Annotated in this window: 20 protein-coding genes; 15 read left to right on the top strand and 5 right to left on the bottom strand. The window is 59.8% G+C overall.

What is annotated here, in order from left to right; translation table 11 throughout:
• Positions 1-77: 77 nt before the first annotated feature.
• From ACGK9W_RS18045 to ACGK9W_RS18080, 8 genes are all read left to right on the top strand, one after another.
• Positions 78-788, top strand: coding sequence for a thermostable hemolysin (locus ACGK9W_RS18045; protein ID WP_405417946.1), 711 nt, complete (start codon positions 78-80; stop codon positions 786-788).
• Positions 772-2,958 (top strand): AMP-binding protein, encoded by a 2,187-nt coding sequence (locus tag ACGK9W_RS18050; RefSeq protein WP_104270460.1) that lies wholly within the window; start codon positions 772-774, stop codon positions 2,956-2,958. Before ACGK9W_RS18045 ends, ACGK9W_RS18050 begins: the two co-directional genes overlap by 17 nt.
• Positions 2,945-3,727 (top strand): SDR family oxidoreductase, encoded by a 783-nt coding sequence (locus ACGK9W_RS18055; RefSeq protein ID WP_104270461.1) that lies wholly within the window; start codon positions 2,945-2,947, stop codon positions 3,725-3,727. Before ACGK9W_RS18050 ends, ACGK9W_RS18055 begins: the two co-directional genes overlap by 14 nt.
• Complete coding sequence (locus ACGK9W_RS18060; protein ID WP_014579092.1) at positions 3,724-4,344, top strand: tetratricopeptide repeat protein; 621 nt, start codon at positions 3,724-3,726, stop codon at positions 4,342-4,344. Before ACGK9W_RS18055 ends, ACGK9W_RS18060 begins: the two co-directional genes overlap by 4 nt.
• Positions 4,345-4,431: 87 nt before the next feature.
• The gene (locus ACGK9W_RS18065; RefSeq protein WP_104270462.1) at positions 4,432-5,952 is read left to right on the top strand and encodes a diguanylate cyclase; all 1,521 of its coding nucleotides are present in this window, start codon (positions 4,432-4,434) and stop codon (positions 5,950-5,952) included.
• Positions 5,953-6,034: 82 nt separating this feature from the next.
• A complete protein-coding gene (locus ACGK9W_RS18070) occupies positions 6,035-6,901 on the top strand; it encodes an MBL fold metallo-hydrolase (RefSeq protein WP_008177122.1) in 867 nt (288 codons plus the stop codon).
• An 8-nt stretch (positions 6,902-6,909) separates the two neighbouring features.
• Positions 6,910-8,643 carry a SulP family inorganic anion transporter gene (locus tag ACGK9W_RS18075; protein WP_014579095.1) on the top strand — a complete coding sequence of 578 codons (1,734 nt, stop codon included), beginning with the start codon at positions 6,910-6,912 and terminating at the stop codon, positions 8,641-8,643.
• Between the two features lie 81 nt (positions 8,644-8,724).
• Positions 8,725-9,384: an energy-coupling factor ABC transporter permease gene (locus tag ACGK9W_RS18080; protein WP_104270463.1), complete on the top strand. Its 660-nt coding sequence runs from the start codon at positions 8,725-8,727 to the stop codon at positions 9,382-9,384.
• An 11-nt stretch (positions 9,385-9,395) separates the two neighbouring features.
• Here the strand turns inward: ACGK9W_RS18080 and ACGK9W_RS18085 are convergent, their stop codons facing one another.
• From ACGK9W_RS18085 to ACGK9W_RS18095, 3 genes are all read right to left on the bottom strand, one after another.
• Complete coding sequence (locus ACGK9W_RS18085) at positions 9,396-11,528, bottom strand: GGDEF and EAL domain-containing protein (protein ID WP_104270464.1); 2,133 nt, start codon at positions 11,526-11,528, stop codon at positions 9,396-9,398.
• A gap of 168 nt (positions 11,529-11,696) precedes the next feature.
• The gene (locus ACGK9W_RS18090; RefSeq protein ID WP_104270465.1) at positions 11,697-12,227 is read right to left on the bottom strand and encodes a response regulator transcription factor; all 531 of its coding nucleotides are present in this window, start codon (positions 12,225-12,227) and stop codon (positions 11,697-11,699) included.
• Positions 12,224-13,495, bottom strand: coding sequence for a sensor histidine kinase KdpD (locus ACGK9W_RS18095; RefSeq protein WP_104270466.1), 1,272 nt, complete (start codon positions 13,493-13,495; stop codon positions 12,224-12,226). The genes ACGK9W_RS18090 and ACGK9W_RS18095 overlap by 4 nt, the downstream gene beginning before the upstream one ends.
• 138 nt (positions 13,496-13,633) lie before the next feature.
• Between ACGK9W_RS18095 and ACGK9W_RS18100 the strand changes: the two genes are divergently transcribed.
• From ACGK9W_RS18100 to ACGK9W_RS18130, 7 genes are all read left to right on the top strand, one after another.
• Positions 13,634-15,643: a TonB-dependent receptor domain-containing protein gene (locus ACGK9W_RS18100; RefSeq protein ID WP_405417950.1), complete on the top strand. Its 2,010-nt coding sequence runs from the start codon at positions 13,634-13,636 to the stop codon at positions 15,641-15,643.
• A 259-nt stretch (positions 15,644-15,902) separates the two neighbouring features.
• On the top strand, positions 15,903-17,351 hold the full coding sequence (locus ACGK9W_RS18105; RefSeq protein WP_008177132.1) for a YfcC family protein: 1,449 nt from the start codon (positions 15,903-15,905) through the stop codon (positions 17,349-17,351).
• A 36-nt stretch (positions 17,352-17,387) separates the two neighbouring features.
• A complete protein-coding gene (locus tag ACGK9W_RS18110; protein ID WP_136630677.1) occupies positions 17,388-18,617 on the top strand; it encodes an arginine deiminase in 1,230 nt (409 codons plus the stop codon).
• An 18-nt stretch (positions 18,618-18,635) separates the two neighbouring features.
• Positions 18,636-19,637, top strand: a complete 1,002-nt coding sequence (locus ACGK9W_RS18115; protein ID WP_136630678.1) for an ornithine carbamoyltransferase — start codon at positions 18,636-18,638, stop codon at positions 19,635-19,637.
• Between the two features lies 1 nt (position 19,638).
• Entirely contained in the window at positions 19,639-20,547 is a 909-nt protein-coding gene (gene arcC / locus ACGK9W_RS18120) for a carbamate kinase (protein WP_153637089.1), read from the top strand.
• A gap of 82 nt (positions 20,548-20,629) precedes the next feature.
• On the top strand, positions 20,630-21,703 hold the full coding sequence (locus tag ACGK9W_RS18125; protein ID WP_405417954.1) for an efflux RND transporter periplasmic adaptor subunit: 1,074 nt from the start codon (positions 20,630-20,632) through the stop codon (positions 21,701-21,703).
• Positions 21,700-24,930, top strand: coding sequence for an efflux RND transporter permease subunit (locus tag ACGK9W_RS18130; protein ID WP_405417956.1), 3,231 nt, complete (start codon positions 21,700-21,702; stop codon positions 24,928-24,930). Before ACGK9W_RS18125 ends, ACGK9W_RS18130 begins: the two co-directional genes overlap by 4 nt.
• Positions 24,931-24,940: 10 nt before the next feature.
• On the opposite strand, the gene ACGK9W_RS18135 is transcribed toward ACGK9W_RS18130, so the two are convergent.
• On the bottom strand, positions 24,941-25,996 hold the full coding sequence (locus ACGK9W_RS18135; protein WP_069182641.1) for a GGDEF domain-containing protein: 1,056 nt from the start codon (positions 25,994-25,996) through the stop codon (positions 24,941-24,943).
• A gap of 137 nt (positions 25,997-26,133) precedes the next feature.
• Positions 26,134-26,583: a potassium channel family protein gene (locus ACGK9W_RS18140; protein WP_136630730.1), complete on the bottom strand. Its 450-nt coding sequence runs from the start codon at positions 26,581-26,583 to the stop codon at positions 26,134-26,136.
• Positions 26,584-26,625 lie beyond the last annotated feature (42 nt).

Consider the following 26,625-nt stretch of genomic DNA (forward strand, 5'->3'; position numbering starts at 1 on the left):
AAAACTTCCGGCTGTTCTTAAGCCTTGGTTAAGGCTGGCGCTCTAGTCTGGGAGGCGTACCTTAAGAGAGGCCTTTTATGACAGACCCGCTGATGATGTCCACATGTTGTCCCCCGGATTCCGAGGAGGTGGTTCCGGTCATCCGTTGTGCCGGTCGCTGGTTTAACGAGATCCGTCCCGAGACGGCAATGGCCGGGACGGTCGCGGATTTTATCCGTCGGCGCTTCCTGCATGCCTATGGCGCCGAGCCTTCTCTGCGCATACCGGCATTGCTTGCCCTGACAACGGCTCAGGGCAGTCTTCTTGCCGCGGTCGGTGTTCGTAATGCTGCGCTGGAAAAACTGTTCCTGGAAGATTATCTGTCGGTGCCTGTGGAGTCGGTGATGCCGGTTGCGGGCATCGAGCGACATCGGATCGCGGAGATTGCCCATCTGGCGGGCGTTGAAGCCGGCGTTAGCCGTTTTCTGTTTGCCTCGTTGTCGGTGTGGCTGGATGGGGCCGGTTATGACTGGGTGGTGTGCACCGGCACGGATCAGCTACGCAACAGTTTTCATCGCCTGGGCATTGCCACTCAGGTCCTGGCGACTGCCGATCCCGCCATGTTGCCCGATGGCGGTGCCGGCTGGGGGCGTTATTACGACCATCATCCGGTGGTGATGGCCATTCGTGTCGCCGATGGTATGTCGGCACTGCGGACCGCCGGTTTGCTCCGGTTGATTCAGCCGGTTGAGTCCGAAGCCCCCGGGGAAGAAGCGATGGCAGGAGGTTCCTATGGCCACATTGCCTGAACTTCTGCAACGCCAGGCGGCCGTCCAACCCTCACAAACGGCGCTCCAGGGGCCGGAGTCGGCCTTCACATACGCTCAGATGATGCAGGCGGCCGAGGCTCTCGCCGACCAGTTGACGCGCCTTGGTGTGCGCCGGGCCGGCCTGTGTGGCGACAACTCCGTGGCGTGGATTCTTGCCGATCTGGCCTGTTTGCTTGCCGGCGTGGTGTGTGTCCCCGTGCCGGTGTTTTTTTCACGGACCCAGACGGAACACCTGACTGAACGAGCTGGCCTTGATTGCCTGTTGTCAGGGGGCGCAAGCAATGGCGGTGAGCACATTGGCCATGGTGTCTGGCTAAGGCATTTGCCGGTAACAGCGGCAGCCGCCTGGATGCCGGAGCAGACCGCGAAGATAACCTTTACGTCTGGCAGTACAGGCAACCCAAAGGGCGTCTGCCTGTCGGTGGCCCAGATGACGGCCACCACGCTGGCCTTGCAGGAGCGTCTTGAGGGCGTCGACCTTGAGCGGCACCTGTGCATCCTGCCACTGGCCACATTGCTGGAGAACATTGCCGGGGTTTATCTGCCATTGCTTATGGGCAGTACGGTAATGGTCGCACCCTTGCAGGATCTGGGCATGACCGGAAGCAGTGGGCTGGACATCGACCGGCTGGTACAGGGCGTCAACGAACACCAGCCGCAGTCCCTGATTCTGGTGCCGGAACTGGCTATGACGCTGGTGTCTGCGGCCGAACAGAAACAGCTGGACAGTAATTCTTTCCGGTTTCTGGCGGTTGGTGGCGGACGGGTTTCGTCCGACCTGCTTGCCAGGGGCCGCGCGGTCGGCCTGCCGCTTTATGAGGGTTATGGGCTTTCCGAGTGCAGTTCCGTGGTTGCATTGAACGTGCCTGGAACCGAACGCGAAGGTGCGGTGGGTAAACCGCTCTCCCATGTTCGGGTACGGGTGGATGACCGCGGACACATTCTGGTGGCCGGGAACACCCACCTGGGTTACCTGGGGGATGAACCGGCAGGGGATGAGTGGCTGGATACCGGTGACCTGGGTGCCCGGGATGCCGGGGGTTTCCTGTCGGTGAGCGGTCGCGCGAAGAATCTTCTGATTACCAGCTTTGGTCGCAACATCAGCCCGGAATGGCTGGAGAGTGAACTCATACAGGCGATAGGTGCCCGCCAGGCGGTGGTGTTTGGTGATGGCGATCCCTGCCCTTCCGCCCTCGTTGTGGTGCAGGATGGTCGTTCACCTGAAGCGTTGCGCTCGCAGCTGGACGCTCTGAACAACAATTTGCCGGACTACGCCCGTTTGTCCGGTGTCTATATCCGCCGTCAGCCATTGAGCCAGGCTGAGGGCTACCTGACTGCAAACGGCCGGCCTGTTCGCCAACAGATTCAGGCGGATCTGCCAACGCTGCTGGCCGGCGCATTTCCGATTTTCATGAATCTTTCGATATCCAATTCTGAACTTTCAAACCCGCCAGGAGGATCTTTCATGGCATTTTTCGATCGACTGCAGTCCGAAACTGCACAAGCCCGCGCCCACGTAACCGGTGCGCCTGTTATTGAGGCCATCCGCGAGGGCCGGTTTGACCTGAATGGCTATACCTGGTTTCTCACCCAGGCGTATCACCACGTGAAACACACCGTGCCCCTGATGATGGCGTGCGGTGGCCGCTTACCCGAGCGTCTGGAATTTGTGCGAAAGGCGTTGGTGGAATACATCGAGGAGGAGTATGGCCACCATGAGTGGATCCTCAACGATCTTGCGGCCTGCGGAGAGGACAAGGAAGCCATTCGTCATGGCAGCCCGGATACCTCTATCGAGCTGATGGTCGCCTACCTCTATGACCGCATCAACCGCGGGAACCCGGCCGCCTTTTTCGGCATGGTTCAGGTGCTTGAGGGAACGTCGATCGAGCTGGCGACGCCGCTCGGTGAAGCCATCCAGAAACAGCTTGGCCTGCCCAAGGAAGCGTTCAGCTACCTCTACTCCCATGGTGCTCTGGACCAGGAGCATTTCGAGTTCTTCCGGAACCTGATGAACGAAATCACCGATCCGGATGACCAGCAGGCCATTATCGAGGCGGCCCGTATGGTCTACCGGCTATACGGCGACATGCTGCACAGCATCCCCGTGCCCGAGAATCGCAAGGAGCGGCGCCATGAGGCTGCATGATCGGGTGTTCCTGCTTCTGGGTGGCACCGGCGGTATAGGAAAGGCGCTCGTGGAGCCGTTGGTCAGGGCAGGTGCTCGGGTGATTATCGCTTCCCGGCACCCGGAAAAGCTTGAACATCGGGAAGGTGTCTCGCTCGTACATCTGGATCTTGCGGCGCCGGACCTCGACCAGCAGCTGGTTCGGCTCGGCGATGCCTATCCGGATATTGATGGCGTTATCCACTGTGCCGGCCAGAACTGCTTTGCCAGCCTGGGCAATATGACAGTCAATGAACTGGACGCCCAGATTGCCGTCAATCTCCGGTCAGCGATGATTGTCGCCAGGCATTTTGCACCAAGGTTTGAAAAAGCCGAACAGGGAGCGCTGGTGTTCGTGGGGTCCACCTTTGGCAGCATCGGTTTCCCCGGCTACACCGCATACTGCGCCAGCAAGTTTGGTCTGCGCGGTTTCAGCGAAGCCCTGCGCAGGGAACTGGCCGATACCCCGGTTCAGGTGATCTATGTGGCCCCCCGCGCCACTGCCACGGACATGAATCCGAAGGCCGTGAACGAGCTGAACCGGGCACTCGGCAACGCCATGGACGCACCTGGAGCGGTGGCGGCGCAGATTCTGGCTGCTATGGAAAATGACGATCGCCGGCGTTTTCTGGGCTGGCCCGAGAAGTTGTTCGTGGTCATCAACGGCATCCTGCCCAAAATTGTCGATAAGGCGATGCTGAAGCAACTGCCGGTGATCCGGCGGTTTCTGAATCCGGGAGTGTTGTCATGAAACGTGTTTTATTGATGGTCTTGTGTCTGGCTGCCCAGCCGCTTTGGGCAGCTGCTCTTGAGACCGAGCTGGCCGACATCCAGCATCGCTGGGCCGAGATCCAGTACCAGGTACCGGAGGACGAAAAAGAGAAAGCCTTCGAGGGCCTGGCTGGCGAGGCGGAACAGTTTGTTGCCCATTATCCGGATCGGGCAGAGCCGCTGATCTGGCAGGGTATTGTGCTGAGCACCTACGCCGGTGCCAAAGGTGGTCTGGGTGCCCTGGGCCTGGTCAAGGACGCCCGGAAATCCCTGGAAGCGGCCCTGGCTATCGATCCTGATGCGCTGGATGGCTCGGCTTACACATCCCTTGGCAGCCTTTATTACCAGGTTCCTGGCTGGCCACTGGGCTTCGGTGATGACGACAAGGCCCGTCAGTATTTGCAGAAAGCATTGGCGATCAATCCTGATGGTATGGATGCCAATTTCTTCTTTGGCGATTTTCTGCTGGACCAGGGCGAGCCTGAAAGAGCCCGGAGCTATCTGCAGAAAGTCCTCGAAGCACCCGACAGGGCGGGCCGCGACGTCGCTGATGCCGGTCGGCGGGAAGAAGCCAGGAACCGTCTGGACTCGCTCTGATTCGTCGTCTCCGGAATCGGTTTGCTTCCTGTCAGCGTGGGCTACACTCTTTTATGAGCAGGGTGATTCGTCCGTTGGGAGGACAGGGTGTCCAAGGCGTCAAGGTCCGGCAACGGGCAGCAAACCGGTTTGTCTGCCCGTTTTTTCCAGAAACTGGCCTCAGGGGTGCCTGGCGTCCTTTTCATCTATTGGCTGGGTGCAGATCGGGAGTCCCATCGATGCCCCTTCATCAGTGAACGTGTTCAGGCACTTTTTGGCATAGCCCCGTGGGATCTGAATGACAACGCGGATCCGATTTTTGCGATGATCCACCCCGACGACGTTGAGGCCGTCATGGAGAGTATCCGTGTCTCTGCGGATACCCTGAAAACCTGGTCGTACCGCGCGCGGCTCAGACTGCAGAATGGCGACTACGAGTGGTTCGAGGTCAGCTCCGAGCCGGAGCGGCAACCCGATGGCAGTACCCTCTGGTACGGTCAGTTCCATAACATCCAGCATTACAAAAACCTGGAGCAGAGCCTCCGAGATAGCGAGGCGGAGTTTTCCTTCCAGGCTGGTTTCCAGAAGCTCATTGCCCGCCTTTCCACCGAATTCATCAATCTGGGCTTTGGCACCATTGATCAGTGCATTGATGAGCTCCTGCGATCCATCGGCCTGTTTTTCAAGGTAGACCGGGCCTACCTGTACTGCTTTACCGACGATTACGCCGTAATGACCAATACCCATGAATGGTGCAGGGACGGTGTCCCTGCCCTGATTGAGACCCAGCAAGAGGTACCGATCGAGGATTTTCACTGGTGGCAGGAACAGATCGAGGGCATGGTCAGTGGCAGCCGCGTGGTGTTCATCGAAGATGTCGATCGACTGCCGCGGGAGGCCGCACCCGAGCGGGCTCTGCTTCAGGAGCAGGGCGTATCTTCCATGTTCTGTGTGCCCATCCGGGTGCGTGGACGGGTCACCGGGTTTTTCGGCGTTGACTCCCTGCGTCGACGAAGCTGGCGTCTGGATCAGGCCGATCTGTTGATCATCGTCTCCGGCCTGTTGTCGGGTGCTCTTGAGCGCAATCGCCTGGAAGAAGAGCTGCTTAACCAGTCCATTCGTGATCCGCTGACCGGTCTGCATAATCGCCGCTACCTGATGCCAAGGCTGGATGAAATGCTGGGCCGGAGTAACCGTCGGGGAGAACGTTTCGCCCTGGCGATCTTCGACATCGATCACTTCAAGACGATCAACGACTCCATCGGACACCTCGGGGGCGATTATATCCTCCAGCGCTTTGCTGACATCCTGGTGAGCCAGACCCGCTCCATGGATGTGGTTGCCCGTTTCGGTGGCGAGGAGTTCATTGTTGTTTTCAGCGCCGTGGAACACGGGGACGTGAGGCAGTTTGTGCAGCGAATTCTCGAAGCTGTGCATGAGGAAAGGTTTGTGTTCAATGACACGGACATTCCGGTGACCGTCAGTGCGGGTGTGGCGGCGATCGAAGAGTTCGTTGACCAGCCAGCGACTCCCGATGCCTTGATTGCCCGGGCAGATGATCGGCTCTATATGGCCAAGCAGGCAGGGCGGGACTGCCTTGTTGATGCATCAGGAACATTGCGCATATAAAAAAAGATCATTTCACCTCATATTACGAAATAGTATATGCTTATATTAAATTTGATATTCGGATACTCCAGAGGTGACTGCCATGAGCAACCCGATCGTTCAGCATTTTTTTGATGAACCCACCAATACCTTCAGTTATGTGGTGCGCGACCCGGACAGCCAGGCCTGTGCCATTCTCGATTCGGTCCTGGATTTTGATTACGCCGCTGGCACCACCGACGTGCGTTCTGCAGACGAGATTATCGAGTACATCCGCAGCAACGATCTGAAGGTCGAGTGGATTCTGGAGACCCACGTACACGCGGATCACTTGTCGGCCGCGCCTTACCTGCATGAGAAGTTGGGCGGCAAGACCGGCATTGGTGCGCACATCCGAGACGTACAGGAAATATTTGGCAAGGCGTTTAACGCCGGCACCGAATTCCAGCGCGACGGCAGCCAGTTCGATCAGCTGTTCAGAGAGGGCGACACATTCGCCATCGGTGGTCTTGAGGGGCGCGTATTGCATACCCCGGGGCACACCCCTGCCTGCCTGACCTATGTGGTTGGCGATGCCGCCTTCGTGGGTGACACCCTGTTTATGCCGGATTTCGGCACCGCCCGCTGTGATTTCCCGGGTGGCGATGCCCGCACCCTGTACCAGTCTATCCAGAAGGTACTGTCTCTGCCGGCAGAAACCCGTATCTTCCTGTGTCACGACTACAAGGCGCCCGGCCGTGACGAGTATCAGCATATGACCACGGTGGCCGAGCAGCGGGAAGCAAACATCCATGTCCACGAAGGTGTTTCCGAGGAAGAGTTCGTGAAGATGCGGACCGAACGGGACGCGACCCTGGATATGCCACGGCTGATTCTGCCTTCGGTCCAGGTCAACATGCGGGCAGGCCATATGCCTCCGGCTGAAGACAATGGTCAGGTTTACCTGAAAGTACCGGTTAACCTGTTCTGAGATTCCCGATGAATCTTAAACGCTATCTGCCCATTCTGGATTGGGCCCCAAAATATGGCCGGGAACAGGCCACCAGTGATCTGGTGGCCGCGATCATCGTTACCGTCATGCTCATCCCCCAGTCGCTGGCCTATGCCCTGCTGGCCGGGTTGCCTGCCCAGGTGGGTCTGTACGCCAGTATCCTGCCCCTGGTTATTTACGCTGTCTTCGGCACCAGCCGAACACTGTCGGTGGGCCCGGTTGCTGTGGCTTCCCTGATGACCGCAGCGGCCCTGGCACCCCTTGCGGAGTCCGGTACACCGGAATACGTGGCGGGTGCCGTTTTGCTGGCGGTCATGTCTGGGTTGATGCTGACCCTGATGGGTGTCCTTAGGCTGGGTTTCCTGGCCAATTTTCTCAGCCATCCGGTGATTTCGGGCTTTATCACGGCCTCCGGCATTGTGATTGCTGCCAGTCAGCTGAAGCATATCTTCGGAATCCAGGCCTCGGGTCACAACCTTCTGGAAATTGCTCACTCGCTGTTGGGATCCATCGGTGACACCAACCTGGCAACGTTGGGGGTCGGTGCCGGAGCGCTGATTTTCCTGATGCTGGCCCGCAAACGTCTGAAGCCGCTTCTGATGGCAATGGGGTTGGCCCCGAGAATGGCGGATATTCTTACCAAAACCGCGCCGATTCTGGCGGTTCTGGTCACCACCCTGGTGGCCTGGCAGTTCCAGCTTGATGGCCAGGGTGTGCGTCTGGTTGGAGATGTGCCCCGGGGACTGCCCGATTTCACCATGCCGAGCCTGGACATGGGCTTGTGGCAGCAGCTGGCGGTCAGCGCGTTGCTGATCAGTGTTGTGGGTTTCGTGGAGTCGGTGTCTGTTGGCCAGACCCTGGCCGCGAAACGTCGCCAGCGTATTGATCCGGACCAGGAGCTGATTGGCCTGGGTACTGCCAACCTGGGCGCCGGTTTTTCCGGCGGCATGCCGGTCACCGGTGGCTTCTCCCGTTCCGTGGTCAACTTTGACGCTGGGGCCGAGACTCCCGCCGCCGGCGCCTATGCGGCTGTGGGTATCGCCATGGCTACGTTATTCCTGACGCCAGCCATTGCCTATCTGCCCCAGGCGACCCTGGCAGCGACCATTATCGTCGCCGTGGCCACGCTGATCGACCTTCCGGCCCTGGGTCGCACCTGGCGCTACTCCCGCACGGACTTTGGCGCCATGCTCGCCACCATCGTGCTGACTCTGGTGCACAGTGTCGAGGCCGGCATTATCGCCGGGGTGGCGCTTTCGATAGGCCTGTTTCTGTATCGAACCAGCCGCCCCCACAGCGCGGTGGTTGGTCGGGTACCGGGAACCGAGCACTTCCGCAACGTGCTCCGCCATGACGTGGAGCTGTGTCCGAAGGTGACTTTCCTGCGGGTGGACGAGAGCCTGTACTTCGCCAACGCACGCTTCCTTGAGGAAACGGTTATGGACCTGATGATACGGGAGCCTGAGCTTAAGGACCTGGTGCTGATGTGTCCGGCCGTGAATCTGGTGGACGCCTCGGCCCTCGAAAGTCTGGAGGCGATTAACGAGCGTATGAAGGATGCAGGAGTGAGGTTGCACCTGGCGGAAGTGAAAGGCCCCGTCATGGACAAACTGAAAGGCACGGAACTGCTTTCCCACCTGGGTGGCGAGGTTTTCCTCAGCACCTTTGAAGCCTGGCAGCGCCTCACTGACCTTGGCAAGCAAGAGAGACAGGTCGCCTGATCTATCTGGGCTCGCTTGCACCGGGGGTGGGGCGAGCCGCTAAGGTGTCATACCCGACCCCGTTACTGCGGTACGTTCACTATGGGCATGACTGAAAATCTGCTATCCACCAGCCAGTGGATCATCACGCTGCTGCTTTTTCTGGTAATTCTTGTCCGGGCGGTGCGCTCCATTGACTGGCCAGCCTTCCGCAAGGACAACGCGCTCCAGCATTCGTTCTTCGGTGCGGCCGTGGTACTCGGATTCGTCTGGCAGCTGAGGGCAGGCATTTCTCCCGGCCTGGCCATCCACATTTTCGGGATCACGGTGATAACGCTGATGCTGGGGTGGGCGCTTGCGGTGCTGGCGGGATTGCTGGCGCTGGTGATCACGGTAATTACCGGACGAGAACCCCTGATCATGTTTGCGGCCAACGGGCTGATTACCGTGATGGTGCCTGCCATTGTCAGCCACGGAATCATGCTCTGGGAACGCCGGCGGGATTTCCGGAATTTCTTCGCCTATATCTTCTTCTGCGGGTTCTTCGGGGCCGGCATTTCCGTGGCAGCCGCTGGTGGTGTCATGTGCCTCATGCTATGGAGCAGTGGCGTCTACACGTTTGACCAACTGGTGCATGAGTACATCCGTTACCTGCCGTTGTTCATGATTCCCGAAGGGTTCGTGAACGGCACTTTTGTGACTGGCCTCATGGTCTTCCATCCGGACCGGTTGACCACGCTGGACCAGAGACGCTACCGGTAGAGCTTTCCGGCTCAGAGGCCCTTGCCACTGGCGACGGCGGTGCTGAGCAGGTCGCCGGCCTTGCCGGAACGGGCCCTATGCTGCCATTTCCTTGCCCAGCCCAGCACCTCGGTTGCCGGCATGGGGCGGGCGATCCCGTAGCCCTGCACGAAATTGCATCCCATCTGCCTGAGTGTCCGGGCGTGTTCCATGGTTTCAACGCCTTCGGCCAGAACCGGGTGGGCGAACCGCTGGGCCAGGAAGATCACGCTCTCAACGATGGCGCGGTCGCCGGCATCCTCAAGCATGTTGCGAACAAAACTCTGGTCGATCTTGATGATGTCCACCGGAAGCGTACGCAGGTAGGTCAGGGATGAGAAACCGGTGCCAAAATCGTCCAGCGCCACCTGAAGACCGAGACTCTGGCAGCGCGCCAGAACGTTGCTGGCCCGCTGGGTGTCCTCCAGTGCAGTCGATTCGAGAACCTCCAGCGTGATCTGGCCGGGTGCCACCTCCGGGTGGCTGTGCAGGTAACTCTCCAGGTAGTCGGCAAATGAGCGGTCCATCAGGTGCGGAGCGCTGATGTTAATGCTGATCGCCAGATTCTCTCCCGCTTCCTTCCAGGCGTTCATCTGGTGAATGGCTTCTTTCAATACCCACTGTCCCAGTGGTACTTCAAGGTGACTGTTCTCGACAATCGGCAGAAATTCGCCCGGTGAAACCAGCCCTTTCTGGGGGTGGTTCCAGCGGATCAGCGCCTCAAAACCGAAAAGTTCGCAATCCGTGACACGGATCTGGGGCTGGAAAAACAGCTCGAACTCCTCGTTTTCCAGGGCCCTGGAGATTTCCATCAACTGATTGCGCCGGTTCCGGCGATGCTCGTCCAGGCCGGGATCGAACAAGTGATACTGATTGCGGCCTTTTTCCTTGGCGGAGTACATGGCCTGATCGGCATGCCGAATCAGACCTTCGGCGTCTGATCCATCTTCCGGGTAGCGGGTAATGCCGAGGCTGGCCGTGAGTGAAACATTCTGATCGCCCACCGTTACCGGATCGCCGACGGTGGCCAGAATGCGCTGATAAACCGCTTCGTGGTTGTCATCGCCCTGCAGCAGGAGGACAAATTCGTCGCCACCGATCCGGGCAACGGTGTCGCCGCTGCGCAGCGCACGGGTCAGTCGCTCGGCCAGGGTGCGCAGGGTCTGGTCACCGGCCGACTGCCCCCATTTGTCATTGATACCCTTGAAGCCGTCGAGGTCCAGATAGCACACCGACACGCTGCGATGTTGCCGGTCGGCGTGGCTGCGGGCTGTGCGCAGTCGCTCTTCCAGCAACTGGCGGTTTGGCAGGCCGGTCAGATCGTCGTAGTTGGCCGCCCGGTCGAGTTCGCGCGCATGGTTCTTGAGTGCGGTGATGTCCGAGAAGGCCGCCACATGGTAATACTGCCCGGGTTCTTCCAGATGCACGCGGCTGATGGATAGCAGCTCCACAAACTCTTCACCGTTTTTCCGACGGTTCCAGATTTCGCCCCGCCAGTGGTCGGTTTTCTCGATGGTGCGCCACATGGACCGGTAGTATGCCCCGGAATGTCGGCCGGAGCTGAGAATCGCCGGGTTGAGGCCCAGAACCTCCTGCCGGCTATAGCCGGTAATCCGCGAAAACGCGGGATTCACATCCAGGATCCGGTTCGACTGGTCGGTGATCAGGATGGCTTCGTGGCTGCGGTCGAACACGCTGGCCGCGATCCGCAGGCCCCGCTCGCTGTTCTTCCTGTCGGAGATGTTGTTCTGAATGGCGATATAACCGGGGGCAACGCCCTGCTCTGTACCTATCGGAACGCAATAGGTATGCACCCAGTAGGGCTGTCCGGCTTTGGTGTAGTGAAGAATGTCTTCTTCAATGATTTCGGCCCGATGCAGCTTCTGGTTAATGCGCTTGATGGTTTCGGGGTCGGTGTCCGGCCCGTAAAGCACTTCCTTTGGGAGGCATCCGCGCACCTCCTCAAGCTGATACCCCGTGTGTTCCTCAAAGCTGGGGTTAACCCATTCAATGCGGCCGGCATCATCCAGCATCACCAGAAAATTGGGCGTAGCCGCCGCAACCATGGCCAGGCGCTTGGGGTCGATGTCTGAGGGTGGTGTAATCGTCGTGGGGGATCTGGGCATGAGAGTCAGTAATTTGAGTTTCCGGTCTTTAAATTAATGAACTCTCCTCCCTGTGAGACCTGTTCGAGCGGCCGCATATGCTACCGCAATACCCCTGAAAAACCATGGGTAAATGGTCTAGGTGAATTGATAAATGTCAGTTTTGCGCCAAATACCTATGGGTACCGGTCAACGCCAGCGCGAGTGCTTCTGGAGCTTTCGTTGCAGGGTACGTCGATGCATGTTCAGGGCGCGGGCGGTGGCAGAGACGTTGCCCTCGTTTTCGTTGAGAACCCGCTGGATGTGCTCCCACTCCATTTCCTCGACCGAGGGCGGCTCCGCCCGGAGATCCGGCGGTGCATCAATCGGCTCGAATCCGGCCAGCAGCTGGTTGACCGTTACCGGTTTGCACAGATAGTTCACCGCGCCGCGGCGCATGGCTTCGACCGCCGTGGCGATACTGCCGTAACCGGTCAGCACCAGGATTTCCAGATCCGGATGCATGTCCAGAATCTCTGGCAGAAGCTGCAGGCCGCTTTCGCCGGCCAGGTTCAGATCCAGTACGCACCGGTGAAAGGTTCCCTCCAGCAGGGCGGTTTTTGCTTCCTGATGCCCGTGGGCAAGCTGTGCTTCGATGCCCTGGCGTCCGAGTGAGCGCTGAAGCACCTGCAGAAAGGCGTCGTCGTCATCAATAAGCAGCCACGCCTGTTGTTTGCTCACGCCTGTTCTCCCGCTAGGCCGTTGGTCGCTGCCGTTATCGGCAGCTCTATGATGATGGTGGTACCGTCCGCACTACCCCGGGCTTTCAGTGTGCCTCCAAGACGCTGGATGGTGGCGTTGGAAAGGAAAAGGCCAACTCCGAGCCCATTCTCCGAACTGACTACCTTGTCCCCGAGCGTACCTTCCGGGGTGGATTCCAGGCCATCACCATGGTCCTCGACAACCAGTTCCAGCCGGCCATCGGCACCCTCACTGGCTGCAACGGCGACCCAAGACGGGCTGGCTGTTACTGCGTTGGCCAACACATTCAGAACGGCCTGATCAAGGGTGGCGTCCACGGCAACCGAGCAGTCCGACATAGGCTGACGCCATTCAATGGCGGCACCCGGCCAAAGCAGGGTAGCGGATTCCCGAAGACGTGCCACCCAGTCCCGGGCTGGCAGGGTTTCCAGTTGCGCGGTCTTGGCCTGCACGGCCGCCGAAGACAGCTGTTGCAGGTGGGTCGTGCACAGGCCCAGTTGACTTTCCATCAGTGCGAGGTCGTCGGCAATGGGGTCGCCGACCGGGGCAGCGGATTTCATTTCCTCCACCAGCAGCGTCATGGTGTTCAGCGGCGTCCCCAGGCGATGTGCCACTGCAGCAGCCGACAGTCCGAGGGCGATGATCTGCTCATCTCGCAGCCGGGTTTCCCGTATCTGTGCGAGCTGGGCCTGTTGCTGGCGCAGGCGACGTGCCAGGGCACCGACAACCAGCAGCAGGATGGCAGCGGTTGTGGCGAAGGTCACCCACATGCCGACCAGATGTAACTGGGCCAGGTTGGCGTTGTGATGTCCATGGGTGACCGGCGTATGCCAGATCACCAGGGAGGTGTAAACCGCAACGCCGGCGACGGTAACGGCAATGCTCTGGCCCAGTGGCACCAGCACAATGGCAACGGCGATAGGCAGCAGCAACAGGGAAACCAGGGGGTTGGTATAGCCGCCCGTCAGGTAAAGCCAGACTCCGATCAAAAGCAAATCGACAATCAGCACCAGGCTGACGGCCTGTGTCGAACGCGGTGGGCGACGGGTAAACCAGAGCCAGGCCAGGGTTGCCATAACCCCATAGGCGAGGGGCAGGATAACCGCTTCAGCCCGATGGGCCAGGGTTACCATGGTTTCCGCCACGGCGATCGAGATCAGCTGTAGCGCAACAATAGCCAGACGCATGCCCAGCAGATAGCGGGCAGTCTGTTGAAATCCGGTCTGTGAGTGGGTCAGCCATTCCATAGCGGGCATTCTAGCGTTTTTTTCCATCGGGATACGCGGTAATACCTCCGAGGGGATGCGGCATTTGGTCTCAGGCGCCGGCGCCGGCTGATGTTTATGATTGGCGCCAACTATCAGAGCTGGTCAGGATGAGGTTGTATGGCGACGGTAATTGGAACGCGTTTCATCGGATTGTGTGCTGCGGGATTGGTTTCCTTGCCCGCCGGAGTGTTGGCCCAGGAGAGTTCTCCCGACTTGCCGGTCATTCATGTTACTGAGGGGCAGAGCATAGAAGAGGCCTCGAGTACGTTGGCTTCAGAGCCCGTTGAACGTTTGTCCTCTGATCCGTCAGTGTCGCTCTCCCGAATGGGAGGTCGCGGCCTGGAACCGGTGATTCGTGGTCAAAGCCAGGAGCGGGTGGATGTGCTTCTGGACGGTATTCGCGTTGAAGGGGCCTGCCCGAATCGCATGGATCCCCCAACCAGTCGCCTGAGTTCGGCACTGGCGCCCTTGCTCGAGCTGCGCACCAGTAACCAGACCCTTCGCTGGGGCCCGATCACCGGTGGCCAGATTATTGCCACCACAGCAGCGCCTGTCTTCGATGATTCCGCCACCACAGGTCATTTGACGGTGGGCGGCGCGGACAACGGCAATGGCAAACTGGTCAATGGCAGTGCCGCAGTGGGGAGTGACAGTGCCTGGCTTCGGCTCGCAGGCGGTTACGACGAGGCGGACGATTACGAGGACGGCGATGGCAACGAAGTGCGCAGCGCCTACAAGAACTCTGAGGCCCGCCTCGATGCCGCGTGGAAGGCGGATAACGGGTTCTATATCAAAGGCCTGGTAAGCCGTCAGGAGGAGCGGGACGTGAAATACGCCGGCTCCGGCATGGATGCGCCGAAAACCGATACCGACATCATGCGACTGGAGCTGGGCTCGCCCGTGGCCAACGGCAACTGGAACCTGCTGGCCTGGCAGGCCGATGTTGATCACATCATGGATAATTTCAGTCTCCGTGAGTCCATGATGAAAATGCTGACCGATTCCGAGACCGAAACCCGGGGCCTCCGTCTGACCCTGGATCAGAGTCCGGATGCCAGAACAGACTGGGCCATTGGTGCGGATGTCGAGACCAATAACTGGCACGCCGAACGGTTTGGCGGCGCGAATCTGGATACGCTGACGTCGGTACTCTGGCCCGACGTGGATCGAGACCGTTTCGGCCTCTTCGCTGAGCGCTTCTACCGGGTAACCCCGGCGTTAAAACTGGGTGGTGGCGTGCGCTACGATCGCGTGGAAATGTCCGCTGGGGCCGCCGATCAGGTGTTTGGTAGTGGCATGATGGCCATGTCTGCCGCCGATGCCTACGAGGCGATCTACGGCACTACCAACACCGATGCGAGCGATGACAACTTCAGTGGCTTTGTAAGCAGCGATTGGCGGTTTTCCCCCATCCAGTCGCTGGTGGTTACGGCAAGCCATAGCGTCCGCAGCCCGGGCGTGACTGAACGCTACATTGCCAGCTGGAACAACATGGATCCGGCAAGACGCTGGGTAGGCAACCCTTCTCTCGACCCTGAGACGCATCGCAAGGTGGAAGTGGCGATGCCTGGCCAGAGCAACGGCTGGCACTGGCGCCCGGCCGTGTGGGTGGATCAGGTGGATGACTTCGTCCTGCGCACGCGCAATGTGGATCAGGTCAGCGTCTACCGCAATATCGATGCGCGGCTGATGGGTGTTGAGGCTCAGCTTGGGTGGAGCAACGGCACCTGGAGCACTAACAGCAGTCTGGCCTCGGTACGAGGTGAAAACCGTGACGAAAACAAACCCCTGCCGCAGATTCCGCCGGTGCAGTTTATTCAGACCCTTGGCTGGCAGCACATGGGCCATGGCGTTGAACTGGAGTGGGTGCTGGCCCGCCGACAGGACCGGGTGGACCTGGAATCCGGCCAGGATCCCGGCACCTCGCCAGGCTACGGCGTGCTGAACCTGTCCGGGAGCCACCCGCTCGCCGACTATCTGAGCATCAGCTGGGCAGTGGATAACCTGTTCGACAATACATGGGCGCCCCATGTTAGCAGGGCCAATACTGATCCATTCAACCCCGAAGCCGTAAGAGTTAATGAGCCTGGCAGGACCCTGCGTGCCGCACTGACAGCCAGGTGGTAAGACCTTGCATGGCGGTTACCCGCTTCTCATAGCCGGCGGGTGACATTCTTGCCCCGAGTGGAAACAACTCCTCCACCCGGGGCTTTTTTATGGTTGATTAAAAATTGCGCTATCTCAATTCAGGAAGCGGCGGGCTGCACTATGCTGGCCTGATGCAGATCTGAACCAGTGGCCATCAGCCGCTGAGGCTGTGTTTGGCTTCTTGAGGTTCCCGGAAGGAACCTGTCTGCACAATGCGATTCACGAAAGGAGACGCATCGTGACTGAAGACGAAAAATTGCCAGAAAACCCTGAAACCGACCTTGCTTCCCGATTCCCCACCGCCTACACCATTCTTTTCGGCCTGATTATTCTGGTGGCCGCGCTGACCTGGCTTATTCCGGCCGGGCAGTACGAGCGCGCCATGAATGAAGAGGTTGGTCGGGAAGTGGCAGTTCCGGGCACCTACCAGACCGTTGATCCGAATCCCCAGGGGTTCGTTGATGTCCTGATGGCACCCACAGCCGGGTTCTACGACCCCGACAGTTACGTTGCCAATGCCATCGATGTCGCCATGTTTATACTGTTCCTGGGTGGTTTCCTCGGTGTGATGAATGCGACCGGAGCTATTGATACCGGCATTCGCAGCGCGATGCGGCATCTGAAAGGCCATGAGATCTGGATGATTCCGATACTGATGGTGCTCTTCGCCATCGGTGGCACCACCTACGGCATGGCAGAGGAGACCCTGGCTTTTTACGCCATTCTGATTCCCGTGATACTTGCGGCCGGCTACGACGCCGTTACAGGCGTTGCCATCATCCTGATCGGAGCGGGGATCGGCGTGTTGGGTTCAACCATCAACCCGTTCGCCACGGTGATTGCAGCCAATGCTGCTGGAATACCGTTCACCGACGGCATCGTGCTGCGTTTTATTCTGCTGATCGGCGGCCTGTTGATCTGTATCGGCTACGTTATGCGATATGCCCATCGCGTAAAAACCGACCCCTCGCGCTCGGTGGTGGCAAAGCAATGGGCAGCGCACAAGAAACTGTTTCTGCAGGGAGGTGACCAGGAGATTCACAGCGCCACCCTGACAACCACCCAGATTATTGCCCTGGTTATCTTTGCCCTGACCTTTGCCGTGATGATCTGGGGTGTGTCATCCCAGGGCTGGTGGATGGCCCGGATGGGCTCTCTGTTCTTTGGTGCAGCCATTGTGATCGGCATCATTGCACGACTGGGCGAAAAGAAACTGACCGGCAGTTTTGTCGATGGCGCCCGGGATCTGCTCGGGGTTGCCCTGGTGGTCGGCCTTGCCCGCGGCATCGTGGTGATCATGGAGCAGGGCATGATTGCCGATACCATCCTCCACAGCGCCGAAACCTCGCTGGGTGGCCTGCCGGAACTGGCCTTTATCAACCTGATGTTCTGGATCGAGGTGGGCATGAGTTTCTTCGTGCCGTCGTCCTCTGGCCTGGCCGTCCTGTCCATGCCGATCCTCGCGCCGCTGGCGGATTTTGCCAACGTCGGGCGGGATCTGGTGGTAACTGCCTATCAGTCTGCCAACGGTCTGGTGAACCTGATCAACCCCACCTTCGCGGTGGTGGTTGGCGGCCTTGCCATCGGGCGCGTGTCCTACGATCGCTGGCTGGCCTTTATCTGGCCCTTGCTGCTTATTCTGACCGTGTTTATCACTGTGGTTATCAGCGTCGGCACACTTTTGTGACCCCCGCTGTAACCCTGCGACAAAAGGAGCTTTGTCATGTCTGAACACACACTTGGAGTGCACTCTGAAACCGGGAAATTGCGCCAGGTCATCATCTGCCGGCCCGGGCTGGCGCACCGACGTTTGACCCCATCCAACTGCGATGCCCTGTTGTTTGATGATGTCTTTTGGGTCAAACAGGCCCAGAAAGATCATGACGTGTTTGCCAGCGTGATGCGTGGTCGGGGCGTTGAGGTTCTGGACGTCAACGAGTTGCTGGCGGAAACGCTTGCCATTCCCGAAGGCCGTGCCTGGATTCTCGACCACCGGATCAACTGGAACCACATAGGCGTGGGCATGGTGTCGGATTTGCGGGCCTGGATGGATGAACTGCCAGAGAAGGCACTTGCTGAATTCCTGATCGGTGGTCTGGAGGTGGGGGATCTGCCGTTTGATCCGGTCGGTCTGTTCGGCAACCATCTGGGGCGCTTCGGGTTCGTATTGCCACCGCTGCCCAACTTCCTGTTCACCCGGGACAACAGCGCCTGGGTGTATGGTGGGGTGACTCTCAACCCGATGTACTGGGCTGCCCGCAAGCCGGAAACCCTGCTGATGGCTGCCATCTACCGATTCCACCCGAAATTCGCGGGCAAGGTTAAGGTGCATTGGGGCGATCCTCTGGCGGATCACGGTCTGGCCACGCTTGAGGGTGGGGATGTCATGCCGCTGGGCAACAGAACGGTGCTGGTGGGCATGGGCGAGCGAACCTCGCCTCAGGCCATCGGCCAGCTGTCAAAAGCCCTGTTTGATGGCGGCATGGTGGATCGGGTGATTGCCTGCCAGTTGCCCAAAACCCGTTCGGCCATGCATCTGGATACCGTGTTTACCTTCTGTGGCGGCAACGTGGTCACCGCCTTCAAGGAAGTGGCAGATGCCGTGATCTGCTACGACCTGCGCCCCGGCGAGGGAGCGAAAACACTGGCCTTCAATCAGGATTCCCGGCATCTGTTCGAGGTGGTCGCGGAGATTCTGGGCTACCCGGCTCTGGAGGTCGTGGCAACGGGTGGCGACACGCCCGAAGAGCGTGAGCGGGAGCAGTGGAACGACGGCAACAACGTGCTGGCCCTGAGCCCCGGTGTGGTTGTCGGCTACGATCGTAACGACGATACCAATGCGGCCCTGGCGGCTGCGGGCATCGAGGTTCTGGCAATACCCGGTGCCGAGCTGGGCCGGGGTCGGGGCGGCGGTCGGTGTATGAGTTGCCCGACCATCCGGGATGCTGTCTGATAGCCAAGGAGAAACGTTATGGCATTCAATCTTAAGAACCGGCATTTTCTGACGCTGCGGGATTTCACACCGAAGGAAATCGGTTTTCTGCTGAAGTTGTCTGCGGATCTGAAGACCGCCAAGTATGCAGGCACGGAGGTCCCCAAGCTCGAGGGTAAGGACATCGCGTTGATCTTCGAGAAAAACTCCACGCGTACCCGGGTCGGGTTTGAAGTTGCCGCCTTCGATCAGGGCGCGCGGGTCACTTACCTCGGGCCAACCGGCACTCACATCGGCCACAAGGAATCGGTGAGGGACACGGCGCGGGTACTTGGCCGGGTCTACGATGCCATCGAGTATCGGGGCTTTGGACAATCCGTTGTCGAGGAACTGGCGCAGTACGCCGGCGTGCCGGTCTATAACGGGCTTACCAACGAATTTCACCCCACCCAGATACTGGCGGACTTCCTGACCATGCAAGAGCATGTGGAAAAGCCGCTGCGTGACGTGGCGTATGTGTTCATCGGCGATGCTGCCAACAACATGGGCGACAGCCTGCTGATCGGCGGCGCCAAAATGGGCATGGACGTGCGCCTCTGCGCACCAAAAGCCTGCTGGCCTGGCCAGGCCGTTCAGGAGGAGGCCCAGGCGCTGGCGGCTGAAACCGGAGCCCGCATCACCATCACGGAGGATGTTGACGCCGCCGTTGCGGGGGTCGATTTCGTGTACACCGATGTCTGGGTGTCGATGGGTGAGCCAAAGGAAAAATGGGCGGAACGCATAAAACTGTTGATGCCTTACCAGGTCAATGCCGCCCTTATGGCAAAAACCGGCAATCCCCGGGTTCGATTCATGCATTGTCTGCCGGCCTTTCACAACACCGAAACCGTGGTGGGGAAGGAGATTCAGGAGACCTATGGCATCGACGCCATGGAGGTGACGGAAGAAGTCTTCGAAAGCCCCGCTTCGATTGTTTTCGATCAGGCCGAGAACCGCATGCACACCATCAAGGCCGTTCTCGTGGCGACCCTGGGAGGCTGACATGCTGGTTGTGGCAGCTTTGGGGGGTAATGCCCTGCTGAAACGCGGAGAACCGCTGACGGCAGAGGTCCAGCGTAAAAATGTGCAGATTGCAGCCCGATCGCTGGCTGCGGTCGTTCGGGCCGGTCACGATCTTGTGGTGACCCATGGCAATGGGCCACAGGTCGGGCTGCTGGCTCTGCAGGGCGCTTCCTACAAACCGGATGAGGCTTACCCGCTGGATGTCCTGGGCGCGGAAACCGAGGGCATGATCGGCTATATGATCGAGCAGGAACTGGAAAATGCTCTCGGCCATGACCGGCCGGTCGCGACCTTGTTGACTCAGGTCCTGGTGGATCCGAAGGACCCTGCCTTCGAAAAACCGACCAAGTTTGTCGGACCCGTCTATGACCGCGAGGAGGCTGAGCGCCGGGCAGCCGGTGCGGGCTGGAGCATTGCGCCGGACGGTGACAAATGGCGCCGGGTGGTGCCCTCGCCGAAACCGCTGGAAATACCGGACATGCGGGTACTGAAACTGTTGCTCGATCAGGGCGTGGTTGTGGTTTGCGCCGGCGGCGGTGGAATACCGGTGCTGCGTCGTGACGACGGCAGCATGGTCGGCATTGAAGCGGTTATCGACAAGGATGCTGCCAGTGCGTTGCTTGCCCGGCAACTGGGAGCGGATGCATTGCTCCTGTTAACGGATGTGGATGCTGTTCATCGCGATTTTGGTACCGACCAGTCGACGCCGCTTGCCGAGCTGACCGTGGCCGAGGCGCAGGCGCTGGAAATGCCCGCCGGCTCCATGGGCCCGAAACTGCAGGCCGCCTGCGATTTTGCCGAGGCCGGCGGAGTCAGTGGCATTGGCCGGCTGCAGGACGCCGTGGCCATCCTTGACGGCTCCGCGGGCACCCGCGTATCGGCCGGCTAGCTGTTCCTGCCGTGTTTTCCGGGTGCGATCCCTGATAATATCTGGTTATTACCTAATAGCCAGAATTTCCCGGAGGTGCCCCATGTCGCGAATGGCTGCCGCAGGATTGATCGTGACCCTGGGCCTGCTGGCCCAGACGGCGCTCGGCCAGCAGGCGTCGCCTTCCCGACCGGCGACGACAACGGTCGTCGAGCGCAACGAGCTGCACGAAACCGTGCACCTCGATGGCATCATCGAAGCCGTTCAGCAGAGCACCGTCTCAGCCCAGACCAGCGGCACCGTTCAGAGCCTGCCCTTTGATGTGGATGATTCCGTGGCTGCCGGCGACCTGATTGTCCAGCTGGAGGACAGTGAGCAGCGATCCCGTTTGCGCCAGGCACAAGCCGGGCTGGAAGAGGCCGAGGCAGCACTGGTGGACGCACGCCAGCGGTTTAACCGGATTGAGGCAGTCCACGAACGGGGGCTGGTATCCCGGCAGGAGTTCGATCAGGCCCGCAACAACCTGGCCGCTGCCCGGGCCCGGGTAGAGCGCGCCAGTGCCGCCGTTTCCGAGGCGCAGGAGCAGCTTTCCTATACCCGTGTGGTGGCGCCCTATGGCGGCATCCTGACCGAACGCCACGTTGAGGTTGGCGAAGCGGTCAATCCCGGCCAGCCGCTGCTCAGTGGCTTGTCTCTGGAACAGCTTCGGGTTGTCGTCGATCTGCCCCAGAAATACGCCGAACTGGCGCGTACGGAGCGTCAGGCCCAGGTTACCCTGGCCGACGGCCGGGTGCTGGAAACCGGTGAAATGACTTTCTATCCCTATGCGAATCCGCAAACCCATACTTTCCGCCTGCGCATGCGCCTGAGTGAGCCCAACGGTTCCCTGTTTCCCGGCATGCTGGTGAAAGTCAGCGTGCCGGTTGCCACCCGGGAGGCCCTGTGGGTGCCGGCCAGCAGCCTGATTCAACGCAGTGAACTCAGGGCGGTATTTGTGCTCGATGATCAGGATCAGCCCAGGCTGAGGCAGGTTCGCACTGGGGTGCGGGACAATGGCCGGCTGGAGATTCTTGCGGGCCTGAGCGAGGGCGAGCGGGTAGTCACAAACCCGTCTGTACTGGTGGGCAGCGAGCGCCTGAATCCGCTTGAAAGAACGGGCGAGGAGTCGAACCCGTGAGCCGTAATTTGCCGCCCGTTGGTCCATCCGGTGCCATCGCCCGGGTTTTCCAGAACAACCATCTGACACCGCTGCTGGCCATTCTGGCAATTATTCTGGGCATCCTGGCCGTGGTGGTCACGCCCAAAGAAGAAGAGCCCCAGATTGACGTCACCATGGCCGATATCATGGTGGCCTTTCCCGGCGCCAGCACCCGGGAGGTGGAAAGCGCGATTGCCACGCCCGCCGAACAGGTGATGAGTGAGATCAAAGGCGTCGAACACGTCTATTCGGTATCCCGCCAGGGCCAGGCCGTGATCACGGTGCAGTTCGAGGTGGGTATTCCACGGCAGGAAGCCCTGGTGCGGCTGTACAACCAGGTGTACTCCAACCAGGACTGGTTGCCGCCCGATCTGGGCGCGACCCAGCCGGTGATCAAGCCCAAGGGCATCGATGATGTGCCGGTGATGACCCTGACCCTCTACGATCCGGTCAACGGCCACACGGGTGAGGAGCTGACCCGTCTGGCGCACATGCTGGAAGTCGCCCTGAAACGGGTTCCCGGTACCCGGGATGTCTATACCACCGGTGGCATTCCGGATCGCGTGGATATCCGGTTCGATCCGGCGTTGCTGGCGGGGTTCAATCTCACCATCGACGATGTCCGTAACGCCCTGGCGGCGGCCAACACCAGCAGCCAGGAGGCCCGGATTACCCGGGATAACCTGTCGATACCGGTCCAGGCCGGAACGCTTCTGGAAACCGTGGAGGATGTCCGGCGCCTGGTGGTGGGTATGCACAACGGCGCAGCGGTGTACCTGGAAGATGTGGCGGATGTCAGCCGCGGTGGCACCGTGGTGGACCAGAGTGTGATGACCGGATTCGGGCCGGCCCACAAGGACGGCCAGGCCGGCCGGCCCGGTGAGGTTTACCCCGCGGTGACCCTGGCCATTGCCAAGAAGCCGGGCGAGAACGCCATCAACATCACCACGGCCATTGAAGAGCGTCTGGAGCAATTACGCAACCGGGCACTGCCGGAATCTGTGGAGGTTCTGGTGACCCGTGACTATGGTGTGACCGCCTCCCAGAAAGCCCGCAAACTGATAACCGATCTGATCTCCGCCACCCTCTGCGTTGTGTTGCTGGTGCTGGCGGCCATGGGCTGGCGCCAGGCGCTGATTGTCGGCATTGCGGTGCTGATCACTCTGCTGCTGACCCTGGTGTTTTCCTGGGCCTGGGGCTTCACCCTGAACCGCGTCTCCCTGTTTGCGCTGATCTTCTCCATCGGCATTCTGGTGGACGACGGCATCGTGATCACCGAGAACATCAACCGGCGGATCCAGAACACCCGGCGGGCGGTGAAGGACATTATTCCCGTTGCAGTGGACGAGGTGGGCACCCCCACCATTATGGCCAGCCTCACCATCATGGCGGCCCTGATTCCGATGGCCTTTGTCAGTGGCCTGATGGGCCCCTACATGAGCCCGATTCCGATCAACGCCTCGGCCGGTATGGTGCTGTCCCAGATTGTTGCCTTTGTGGTGGCGCCCTGGCTGGCGTTCCGGTTGCTCAAGCACAAGAAGGGTGAGCAGGCCGCCGAAGCCGAGGAGGCTTCCAGCTCTGCCGATGGCGTCAGCCCGGTGTCCCTGCGGATTTTCCGGACCGTGCTCGGGCCGTTCCTGGGGGATCATCCCTGGCGGCGTCGTGTGCTGGCGCTGGGTGTGGTGGGTCTGACTCTCGCTGCAACCTCGCTGCCGGTGTTCCAGGCGGTGATCCTGAAGATGCTGCCGTTCGACAACAAGTCCGAGTTGCAGGTGGTAGTGGATATGCCCGAGCGCACGCCCATGGAGCAGACCCAGCGGGTGTTGATGGAAATGGGCAGCTACCTGGAAACGGTGGATGAGGTGGCCAACTGGCAGACCTACGCCGGCACCGCGTCGCCGATCAATTTCAACGGTCTGGTCAGGCAATACTACTTGCGTGGCGACCCTTACCATGGCGATATCCAGGTCAATCTGATTCATGAGGAGGACCGGGAACGGCAGTCCCACGCCATTGCCCAATCCCTGCGGGGGCCGCTGACCGAGATCGGTAAGCAGTACGGTGCCAGCGTCAAGATTGTTGAGGTTCCGCCTGGCCCGCCAGTACTGTCACCCGTGGTGGCGGAAATCTACGCGGTGGATGAAACCCGCCGGGCGGAACTGGCCCGCCAGGTGGCCGAGGGCATGACCGAGGTGGATGGCCTGGTGGATATCGATACCACGCTGGAAGCGCCCACACGACAATGGGAAGTGGTTGTGGATCGGGACCGCGCGGCAAGGCTTGGCGTGTCCCAGGCCCAGGTGGTCGGTGCCCTCCAGACGGCCCTGGGCGGTACCAGTGTCAGCTTCCTGCACGATGACCATGCCAAGTACCCTGTTCCAATTCGTGTGATTCTGAGCGAAGGTGACAAGGCCCAGCCCTCGGTATTGTTATCCCTGAACGTGCGAAGTCGTGATGGCAACCTCGTCCCGCTGGCGAGTATTGCCGACGTTCGCGAGGCCGACTGGATGGGCGCGATTTACCACAAGGATTTGCTGCCGGTGACCTACGTGACGGCGGATATGGCAGGAGAGGTCGATTCGCCGCTGTACGGCATGTTTGCCATGGTGGAGCGCCTGAACCAGCAGGAGGGAGCGCCAGAGCAGTATTTCATCGATCAGCCCCCGTTGCCGGAAAAAGGCACCCTGAAATGGGACGGTGAATGGCAGATTACTTACGAGACCTTCCGGGATATGGGCGCCGCCTACAGCGTGGGCGTGTTCATGATCTTCGTGTTGCTGGTGGCCCAGTTCCGCTCCTATATTCTGCCGCTGGTGATCATGGCGCCCATTCCCCTGACGATGATCGGCATCATGCCCGGCCATGCCCTTCTGGGGCGGGAATTTACCGCCACCAGCATGATCGGCATGATTGCCCTGGCCGGCATCATCGTGCGCAATTCCATCCTGTTGGTGGTGTTTATTCGGCAGCTCATTGAGGAGGGTGTCGAACTGGACGAAGCGGTGGTCCTGGCCGGCGCGGTGCGCATCAAGCCCATCGCCCTGACGGCGATTTCGGCGATGGTGGGGGCTTACTTCATCCTGAACGATCCGATTTTCAACGGCCTGGCGATATCCCTGGTGTTCGGTCTGGCCATGTCCACGTTACTGACCGTGCTGGTGGTGCCCCTGCTGTATTACACCCTGGCGCGCTGCAAGTGGGTGTGACGCGGGGTGTTTACGCCTGGCATGGCACCAGGACGCTGTCGGAACTGATGATCCGGTTCCGCCCCGCGTCCTTGGCGTTATAGAGGTACTCGTCGGCACGGCCGATCAGGCTGCGAAGGTCGGCGCCGTCCGGACCAAACTGGGCAATGCCGCCGCTGATGGTGAGCCTGATGGCCTGGTCCTGATAGGACACGGGGTTTGACTCGATCTCATTCCGGATCTTTTCGGCCACCCGATGAGCCTGGTCTGCGGTGGTGTTGGTGAGCAGAATGGCGAACTCTTCACCGCCCAGTCGTGTGGCAAGATCGGTTGCTCTCAGCGATGCCCGCAGTGTGCCGGCAACATGCCTGAGCGCCCGGTCGCCCGCCTCGTGACCATGCTGATCATTGACCTGTTTGAAGTGGTCCAGGTCCAGCACCAGCATGGACAGCGGGGTTCCGTTGCGGAGGCTGCGCTTGCGCTCCTGCTCGAAAACGTCGCTCAGGCGTGCGCGGTTGGCGAGACCTGTCAGCGCATCGGTCTGGGCCATTTTCAGCAGGCGCGATTCGGATTGCTCCCGGGTGATCTCGTAAATATGGGAGAAGGCCAGAATGGTCAGGGACATCAGCCCCATGTTGGCAATCGGAAGCGGCTGCATCAGCTCCGGCGCATCGTGGAATTTGAAGAAGAAAATCACTGCCGCCGTAACCATGAACACGGCTGATACCAGAAGACCCAGCCGCCGCCCCATCAGAAGGTGAGAAAGGATGGGAATTAACAGAACCCAGGCGAATACGGTTGTTGTCGCCCGGGGAGACGTGAGCGCGAACATCATGGTGATGCAAAAGGGCAGGATAAACGCCAGGATCCATCGTTCCAGGTGTTTGGTGTTTCCGATTGCCCAGAAAATGAAAACCGAGTAGCACGCCATGCCAATCTCGGCAAAGGCCAGGGGGTAGTTCCCTCTCTGCATGTTGAGCATAAAGAAAAGCAGGCCACTGACGGCGGTCAGTATCAGCAGCGTTTTTAACACCGCTTTGCGGTACGGACGGGCAAGGTGCTTCTGTGATTCCGTATAGCTTTCCATGGGTCTGGTCTGGGCATCCGGTGCACTGGAGTGATGTGTACAAAGTGGTTGCACATGCTGCAAGCTCCGGCCATTAGATCAGAAATCCGGCAATGTAGCCGTCTACCTTAGACTAAAGTCTAGGGTGCAGGGGGTCCTCAACGAGTCGGCCAGTAGCGCTGCATTTCCACGAACAGGAAAGAGGCGCTCCAGGTGATCAGAACCAGTCCGGCCAGCGCCTCTATGCCGGTGAGAAAGCGCAGAATACCGAAAGGTTCGATATCGCCGTAGCCAAGAGTCGTGAAGGTGGTGAAGGAAAAGTAGGCGCAGTCCAGGATGCTGCCGCTGAAATTGCCGGTTAAATGGCCCCAGCCCTCGGCGTGGTGCATGAAATAGAAGGCACTGGCAAAGATCCAGACCTGGAGGGTGTGAGCGGCAAGAATGCCGAAGACGGCAGCGATCAGTCGGAAACGGTGGCTCTGGCGCATTCTCGACAGAAGGCTGCTTAAATTCAGGAGCACTTCGTGATGGATCAGCACCACAACGGCAACGATCAGCCCGTTAATGAGCGTTGCGTTGAGAAGATTGACATGGTGTTCTGCTGCCAACAATGATGCTCTCCGTTGCCATGACTGAAAAAACACTGCGTA

The sequence above is a fragment of the Marinobacter flavimaris genome (assembly GCF_045057155.1).
Lineage (GTDB): Bacteria > Pseudomonadota > Gammaproteobacteria > Pseudomonadales > Oleiphilaceae > Marinobacter > Marinobacter manganoxydans.